Source organism: Stenotrophomonas sp. 3diitr2024, assembly GCF_042136455.1.
Classification (GTDB): Bacteria; Pseudomonadota; Gammaproteobacteria; order Xanthomonadales; family Xanthomonadaceae; genus Stenotrophomonas; species Stenotrophomonas sepilia.
The window spans coordinates 20,821-27,721 of sequence record NZ_JBHHMJ010000214.1 but is presented as its reverse complement, the minus strand read 5'-3'; the positions used below and the strand labels follow the sequence as shown (position 1 = coordinate 27,721).

General features: G+C 66.9%; 7 protein-coding genes. 3 read left to right on the top strand and 4 right to left on the bottom strand.

The genetic code is table 11. The features are described 5' to 3' along the window. Positions 1-110: 110 nt before the first annotated feature. The 3 genes from ABGA94_RS04975 to ABGA94_RS04965 all read left to right on the top strand — a co-directional run bounded on the left by ABGA94_RS04975 (position 111) and on the right by ABGA94_RS04965 (position 2,617). Positions 111-1,259 carry a pyridoxal phosphate-dependent aminotransferase gene (locus ABGA94_RS04975; RefSeq protein ID WP_005417643.1) on the top strand — a complete coding sequence of 383 codons (1,149 nt, stop codon included), beginning with the start codon at positions 111-113 and terminating at the stop codon, positions 1,257-1,259. Positions 1,260-1,273: 14 nt separating this feature from the next. After that, positions 1,274-2,080 (top strand): amidohydrolase, encoded by an 807-nt coding sequence (locus ABGA94_RS04970; RefSeq protein ID WP_111176245.1) that lies wholly within the window; start codon positions 1,274-1,276, stop codon positions 2,078-2,080. A gap of 102 nt (positions 2,081-2,182) precedes the next feature. Then, positions 2,183-2,617 carry a hypothetical protein gene (locus tag ABGA94_RS04965; RefSeq protein ID WP_005417639.1) on the top strand — a complete coding sequence of 145 codons (435 nt, stop codon included), beginning with the start codon at positions 2,183-2,185 and terminating at the stop codon, positions 2,615-2,617. Positions 2,618-2,703: 86 nt separating this feature from the next. Here ABGA94_RS04965 and ABGA94_RS04960 read toward each other — a convergent pair whose 3' ends face one another. The 4 genes from ABGA94_RS04960 to ABGA94_RS04945 all read right to left on the bottom strand — a co-directional run bounded on the left by ABGA94_RS04960 (position 2,704) and on the right by ABGA94_RS04945 (position 6,565). Then, the gene (locus tag ABGA94_RS04960) at positions 2,704-2,946 is read right to left on the bottom strand and encodes a hypothetical protein (protein WP_005417638.1); all 243 of its coding nucleotides are present in this window, start codon (positions 2,944-2,946) and stop codon (positions 2,704-2,706) included. Positions 2,947-3,155: 209 nt separating this feature from the next. Continuing rightward, positions 3,156-4,778, bottom strand: coding sequence for a pseudouridine synthase (locus tag ABGA94_RS04955; RefSeq protein ID WP_065178279.1), 1,623 nt, complete (start codon positions 4,776-4,778; stop codon positions 3,156-3,158). Then, positions 4,771-5,646, bottom strand: coding sequence for an SMC-Scp complex subunit ScpB (gene scpB / locus ABGA94_RS04950; protein WP_005417636.1), 876 nt, complete (start codon positions 5,644-5,646; stop codon positions 4,771-4,773). The genes ABGA94_RS04955 and scpB overlap by 8 nt, the downstream gene beginning before the upstream one ends. 13 nt (positions 5,647-5,659) lie before the next feature. After that, positions 5,660-6,565 (bottom strand): ScpA family protein, encoded by a 906-nt coding sequence (locus tag ABGA94_RS04945; RefSeq protein ID WP_005417635.1) that lies wholly within the window; start codon positions 6,563-6,565, stop codon positions 5,660-5,662. Between the last annotated feature and the right edge of the window lie 336 nt (positions 6,566-6,901).

Here is a 6,901-nt window from a genome sequence, read left to right as displayed (position 1 = left end):
GCTGGCCGGCAATCTCGCCATCTGCCAGCCGAGGTTGCCGGCCAGCGGCCGGCACCACCGACGCGCGGATTGCGTAAACTCGGAGGCCTTGTTCCCCACAGTCCAGGCCGATGCAACCCACCACCAAGCTGCCCAAGGTCGGTACCACGATCTTCACCGTGATGTCCCAGCTCGCCGCCGAACACGGCGCGGTCAACCTGGGCCAGGGTTTCCCGGACTTTTCCGCGCCGCAGCGCCTGATCGATGAGACTGCCAAGGCGATGGCCGCCGGGCTGAACCAGTACCCGCCGATGACCGGCGTGGCCCCGCTGCGCCAGGCCATCGCCCAGAAGGCGCTGGACTGCTACGGCGCGCAGGTGGATGCGGACAGCGAGATCACCGTCACCAGCGGCGGCACCGAGGCCATCTTCAACGCCATCCACGCCGTGGTGCGTGCGGGCGAGGAAGTGATCGTGCTCGACCCGGCCTACGATTGCTACGAGCCGGCGATCGACCTGGCCGGCGCCAAGGCGGTGCATGTGTCGCTCGATCCGCAGACCTTCGCCGTCGATTGGGATCGCGTGCGTGCAGCGATCTCCCCGCGCACCCGCATGTTGATCGTCAACACCCCGCACAATCCGTCCGGCGCGATGCTGTCGGCGCAGGACATGCAGGCGCTGGCCGAACTGCTGCGCGGCACGCAGATCTACCTGATTTCCGATGAAGTGTATGAGCACATCATCTACGACGGCCGTCGCCATGAGTCGGCGCTGCGCTACCCGGAACTGCGCGAGCGCGCGTTCGTGATCTCCAGCTTCGGCAAGACCTACCACTGCACCGGCTGGAAGATCGGCTATGCGATCGCGCCGCCGGCGCTGACCGCCGAGTTCCGCAAGGTGCACCAGTACAACACCTTCACCAGCTTCGGCCCGGCGCAGTACGGTTTCGCCGCGATGATCCGCGATGAGCCGGAACACCACCTGGAACTGGGCGCGTTCTACCAGGCCAAGCGCGACCGTTTCCGCGAGCAGCTGGCCGGTACGCGCCTGAAAGCGCTGCCGGTGCCGGGTGGCTACTTCCAACTGGTGGACTACTCGGCCATCAGCGACCTGCCCGACCATGAGTTCGTGAAGTGGTTGACCATCGAGAAGGGCGTGACCGCCATCCCGCTGTCGCCGTTCTACGAGACTCCTCCGGCCGGCCAGCGCCTGGTGCGCCTGTGCTTCGCCAAGAACGAAGCGACCATGGACGCGGCGATCGAACGCCTGCGGCTGCTGTGAGCGGAGGCGTAGACATGCAGGACCTGCGCATTTCCCTCGTCCAGGGCGACACCCGCTGGCACGACCCGGCCGGCAACCGCGCCTACTACGGCGCGCTGCTGGCGCCGCTGGCCGGCAGCACCGACCTGGTGATCCTGCCGGAGACCTTCACCAGTGGTTTCTCCAACGAGGCCATTGCCCAGGCCGAAGGCATGGACGGCCCGACCGTGGCTTGGGTACGCGAGCAGGCCAAGGCCTTGAATGCCGCGGTGATCGGCAGCGTGCAGCTGCGCGACGGCGAGGGCGTCTACAACCGCCTGCTGTTCGCCACGCCCGATGGTGACCTGCAGTACTACGACAAGCGCCACCTGTTCCGCTACGGCGGCGAGCACGAGCGTTATGCCGCCGGCCGTGAGCGCCTGAGCGTGGAATGGAAGGGCTGGCGGATCAATCCGCAGGTCTGCTACGACCTGCGCTTCCCGGTGTTCTGCCGCAACCGCTACAACGTCGAACGCCCGCAGCAGCTGGACTTCGATCTGCAGATCTTCGTGGCCAACTGGCCGTCGGCGCGCGCCTATGCATGGAAGACCTTGCTGCGCGCGCGCGCGATCGAGAACCTGTGCTTCGTGGCGGCGGTAAACCGCGTCGGCGTGGACGGCAACCAGCTGCACTACGCCGGCGACAGCGCGGTGATCGACTTCCTCGGCCAGCCGCAGGTGGAGATCCGCGAACGCGAACAGGTGGTGACCACCACCATCTCGGCCGATGCCTTGGCCGCGCATCGCGCGCGCTTCCCGGCGATGCTCGATGCCGATGCCTTCCACCTGGATGAACAGGCCTGAGCCACGGCCTGAACACCGCCGCACCAGCGCGCGCGCCTGCATCCAACGTGCACGTGCGCGCTGCTAGATTCGCCGGCAGTCGATCGAACTGGAAGTCCCGCCATGAACAAGCCCTTCGCCCTGCTGCTGGCCCTGTCCGCTGCCACGCTGGCCCCGGCCGCGCACGCCGCTGGTAACCTCGATTGCCAGCTGCGCTACAACCTGTCCGGCTGGTCGTTGATCTACAAGACCGCGTCGGGCAACGGCACCGTCAGCTGCAGCAATGGCGCCAGCCTGCCGGTGCGCATTGAAGTGAAGGGCGGCGGCCTGACCGTGGGCAAGTCGAAGATCACCAATGGCCGTGGCAGCTTCACCGGCGCGGTGAGCGTCAATGAGCTGCTGGGCACCTACGCCTCGGTCGGTGCGCATGCCGGCGCAGTGAAATCCAGCAACGCGCAGGTGATGACCAAGGGCGACATCTCGCTGGCCCTGTCCGGCACCGGCAAGGGCTGGGACCTGGGCGTGGACGGCGCCGCCTTCACCATCAGCCGGCGCTGATCCCAAAAAAAGGGGACGGAGGGGATTAAGTCGCTTTCGCCCCTTTGAGGCAAAAACGACTTAATCCCCTCCGTCCCCTTTTTGTATCAGATGCCGTCGGTGTTGGTGCGCACGATCAGCTTCCAGCGGATGTCGCCCTCGTGGGGCGCGTGCTGGTGATGGGATTGGGGCGGGAATGGATCGTTCTTGTTGCACGTCACTTCGCGCTTGCAGCCCTTGCACCGATAGATGCCTGACGCCTGGACCTTCTCGGCCGGGCCATGCGTGTCAGTCCATACCTGTGTGACCTTCTCTGCCTGCAGGTGCGCCGCTTCGGTGTACCACGCCATCGTCAATGCCTCATGTTGCGGGTGAGGGTTCACGATAGGCGTTCATCGCGTTGCTCGCGTCGACCTATGGCACTAATTGCACGTTTTCAAAGAATTCCTAGCTCACGCTTTTCATCCGCGCATGGCGTGGATCTGCCAACGGATCGACCCACCAGACAAAGAAAAACCCCGGCCTGCGCCGGGGTTTTTCATTTCAACGTGGCTGCCGATCAGCCGCCGCGCGGGCCGCTACGGCGCGGGCCGCCGGGACCGCGGTTGCCACCGGGGCCACGGTGGCCCCCCGGACCGCCGGGACCACGGCTACCGCCCGGGCCACGGTTGCCACCACCACCCGGACCACGACCGCCCGGACGGGCGCCCTGTGCCGGCTTTGGGCTGCCATACGGGTTGAAACCCGGGGTTGCATGGTCGGACGGGAAGCTCGGGGCGTTGCCCGGATGACCGTACGGGTGCTTGTTGCCCTGGCCCTGCGAGCGGTTGCCGGCACCGGCCGGACGACCCTGACCGCCTGCGCCGCCACGGCCTTCACCACCGAAACCGCCACGGCCCTGGCCGCCACCGGCGCCCGGGCCCTTCGGCTTGCCGTACGGACGGCCTTGGCCGCCTGCGCCCGGACCACGGGCACCCGGGCCACGTGCGCCCGGGCCGGCATTGCGATGGCCGCTCGGGCCGGTGCTCACGCCATCGGGCACGTACCAGGTGCGGAACGCGGCCGGATTGCCTTCCGGCAGCGAACGGTCATTCTTCGGCGCGCGCTGCTTGAACGGCTTCTGCGACTGCTTGGCCGCTGCTTCACCGCTGACCGTCAGGCCGCCCTTGAAGCCGCCACCCTTGCCGCCGCGACCACGGCCGCGGTCTTCGCGGACGTTGTCGAAACGGCGCAGCTCGCGACCTTCGTCAGCGGTGTTGTGGCCATTGACGTAGGCATTGCCGCGGCCACCTTCGCGCACGCGCACGGTGGTCTTTGCGGCGCGGCGCTGGCCGATCACCGGCTGCAGCGTCAATGCCGACGGAGCGCCTTCTTCCAGCTTCAGCTGCGCACGCAGCGCTTCCACTTGAGCGGTGCCCAGTTCCACCGAATGGCCACGGGCCAGTTCGCGCGGCAGGCTCACCTTGCCATAGCGGGTGCGCTTCAGGCGGCTGACCTGGCAGCCCTGCGATTCCCACAGGCGGCGCACTTCGCGGTTGCGGCCTTCCTTCACCACGACGCGGAACCAGTCGTGAGAATCGGTGCCGCCGATGCGTTCGATCTCATCGAACTTGGCCGGACCGTCTTCCAGTGCGACGCCACGGCTGAGGCGGTCGACGATGGCGTCGGAGACCTTTTCCTCGCCTTCCGGTGCACGCACGCGCACCACGTACTCGCGCTCGACCTCGAACGACGGGTGCATCATGGCGTTGGCCAGCTCACCGTCGGTGGTGGCCAGCAGCAGGCCGGTGGTGTTGATGTCCAGGCGGCCGATGGCGATCCAGCGCGCGCCCTTCAGCGGCGGCAGCGACTCGAACACGGTCGGGCGGCCTTCGGGATCTTCGCGGGTGGTCACCTGGCCTTCCGGCTTGTTGTAGACCAGCACGCGCGACGGCTCGGCCAGGGCAGTGGCGACGAAGCCGCGGCCATCCAGTTCGATCCTGTCGCCGCTCTTGACCGACATGCCGGTCTGCGCGACTTCACCGTTGACCTTGACCAGGCCTTCGGCGATGCGCTGTTCCAGCGCGCGGCGCGAGCCGAGGCCGGCCTGGGCCAGCACCTTGTGCAGGCGCTCTTCCAGCTTGAACTGTTCGGAGGTGGCTTCGCGCTTCAGCGAGAGCTTGTTACGGGGGGTGTCACTCATCAGTTTTGCTCCGGCCGACGGTTTCGAGGTCGGCCTCTGGTTCGGAATCGGCTTGGTCAACAGCCACGGTCGTCATCGCGACGGCGTTGTCTTCGCGTTCGTTCACTGGCACCGCGCGCTCGCCCGGCGCGGAATCGGGGTGCCCATCATCGAGGGGCGAAGGTGCTTGCTCATCGGAGGCCGATGCAGAGGCTGCATTGGCGGAATCGGGGGTGTCACTGCCGGCCAGGCCGGCGTCATCGTTCGCGGCAACGCCATCGGCGCTGGCCGAGATGTCCGGACCCTCGGCACCGGCCACGGCCGGTGCATCACGATCCAGGGCCAGCTGCGGTTCCAGCTCGCCCAGGTCCTTCAGTTCCGACAGCGGCGGCAGTTCGTCCAGCCGCTTCAGCCCGAAGTAGTCCAGGAAGCCCTTGGTGGTGCCGAACAGCGCCGGCTTGCCGGGCACGTCGCGGTGGCCGACCACGCGGATCCATTCGCGTTCTTCCAGCGCCTGGATGATGTTGCTGCTGACCGCCACGCCGCGCACCTGCTCGATCTCGCCGCGGGTGATCGGCTGCCGGTAGGCGATCAGCGCCAGGGTTTCCAGGGTGGCGCGGGTGTAGCGGGTCTTGCGTTCGGTCCACAGCCGGCTGATCCAGCCATGTACTTCGCTGGTGACCTGGTAGCGGAAGCCGGAGGCGACCTCGACCAGTTCCACGCCACGACCTTCGCAGGCCTCGCGCAGGCGCTCCAGCGCACGTTCGATGCTGCCCGGCGGTGCCGGTTCCTCTTCCGGAAACAGGTCCTTCAGCTGGGCCAGGGTGAGTGGCTGGCTGGAGGCCAGCAGGGCACCCTCGACAATGCGGTCGATCAGCGATTGATCCATCGGCAGTCAGCGCTCACTCGTTGGCATTGGCGGCGTCGTTGTCGTCAAACTCGCTGCTGAACTGCAGCGGCGCGTTGGTGTTGCCAGCAGCCAGCGACTTCACGTAGATCGGCGCCAGCGGTTCTTCCTGGACGATGTCCAGCAACTGTTCCTTGGCCAGTTCCAGCACTGCCAGGAACGTGACAAGCACGCCCAGCTTGCCTTCTTCGGCGGTGAACAGCCCTTCAAAACGATAGAACTTGCCGTCTTCCAGGCGTCCCAGTACTTCGCCCATGCGTTGCCGCACACTCAGTGCTTCGCGCTTGATGGCGTGGCCGCTGAACAGCTCGGCGCGCTTGAGCACGTCGTGCAGGGCCAGCAGCATTTCCTTCAGGTCCACCGGCGGCGGCAGCTTCACCGTGGCGCGCTCGGGCATGAAGGCATGCGCCACCGTCGTGTCGCGGTCCTGGCGGGGCAGGGCGTCGATGTCCTCGGCGGCCTGCTTGAAACGTTCGTACTCCTGCAGCCGGCGCACCAGCTCGGCGCGCGGGTCGGCCTCATCGCCTTCCTCGCTGACCGGGCGCGGCAGCAGCATCCGCGACTTCACCTCGGCCAGGATCGCGGCCATCACCAGGTACTCGGCCGCCAGCTCAAAGCGCAGCTCGCGCATCACGGTGATGTATTCCACGTACTGCCGGGTGATTTCGGCCACGGGAATGTCCAGCACATCCAGGTTCTGGCGGCGGATCAGGTACAGCAGCAGGTCCAGCGGGCCTTCGAAGGCGTCCAGGATGACTTCCAGCGCGTCCGGCGGGATGTACAGGTCCTGCGGGATCTGCAGGACCGGTTGCCCATGCACCACGGCCAGCGGCATTTCCTGCTGCTGGGGGGCGGGCGGCCGGGTTGGCGGGTTCGCGTCGAGCGCGAGTTCGGAAGTCATCTAATGGACATCAGGATTGCAACGGACCAGTCGCGGCACCGGGTTCGCCGGGCCAACGCCACGGAGCCCCAGGGCACCAGACGCGCCGGGATCGGCGCGATTCCACACATATCAAACAGCAGGACGCGCCGCAGTAAACGGCAGCGACAGAACTACGGGGAGGTCGTCTACGTGGCCCGGCCAGGTGGTCCGGTTTGAAGCAGCGGATCTGTCGTCGGGGGCTGCGTGGCCGCAGAAACCAACGGGCTGCTGCATCCAGCCACGTGCAATGGAGTCTAGGGTAAGCCTTTGCTGCGCCAGTGTCCAGCCGGACCGGGGCAGGGGCTGCATTGGCTA